The sequence below is a fragment of the Pseudoalteromonas sp. AWM4_233 genome (assembly GCF_056158285.1).
The window spans coordinates 4,127-4,950 of the sequence record NZ_JBSWSZ010000012.1 but is presented as its reverse complement, the minus strand read 5'-3'; the positions used below and the strand labels follow the sequence as shown (position 1 = coordinate 4,950).

The following is an 824-nucleotide window of genomic DNA, read 5'->3' as shown; positions in this document are numbered from 1 at the left end:
TTGTCCACGTTTACTGGTTCATTTTTCATCTGCTAAGGTTAACGACGGTTAGATTCACCTCTTACACAGCACCTGCAGTTAGAAACTAGTATTTATCGTTATTTCAACGCACTAGGAGCTGCTTTACATCGATAGCTAAATTAGCTTGGCTCAACCACTGCATATAATCTTCAAACTTAATGGGTTTCGAAATAAAATAACCTTGTGCTATGTCACAGCCATAATGCATCAGCTTATTATAACTTGCTAAGTTCTCGACACCTTCTGCAACAACCATTGACCCTAGACTTCTCGCCATATCACACGTCGTCTTGCAGATTGTTTGATTTTTACTCGAAGTTTCAATATCCATGACAAATTGTTTATCTACTTTTAGTTCATCAAAACCAAGCTCGCTTAAATATGCAAGTGAAGAGTAACCCGTACCATAATCATCAATCGCAATTTTCACTCCTAAATGACGATAATCCTCTATGGTTTCTTTTAGTTTACCTTTACCAGCAATCGCAACAGATTCTGTGATTTCCAAAATGATTTGCGAGGGGTCTAATGAAAGCTCGTTTAGCTGAGTAATAAGTTGCACTATTAACTCTTTTCTTGATAAGTCCTTACCAGAAATATTCAAAGAAAGCATGTGGTTTGGATATAGCTCAACAATTTCTTTCTGATAACTTAACCCCTGTGTAATAACCCACTCAGTTAAGGCATTAATTTGCCCTGAAGCTTCAGCTATGGGTATGAACTCATCGGGCGCAACAAAACCTAGGTGCTGTGTAAGAGGTGAATCTAACCGTCGTTAACGCTAGCAATACGTGGTATATGTA

The 824-nt window shown here is 38.1% G+C and carries 1 pseudogene; it reads right to left on the bottom strand.

Going from position 1 to position 824, the window contains the following annotated elements:
• Positions 1–103 precede the first annotated feature (103 nt).
• Positions 104–760 (bottom strand): annotated as a pseudogene (locus ACXAC4_RS18215) (EAL domain-containing protein); the annotation flags it as partial.
• Between the last annotated feature and the right edge of the window lie 64 nt (positions 761–824).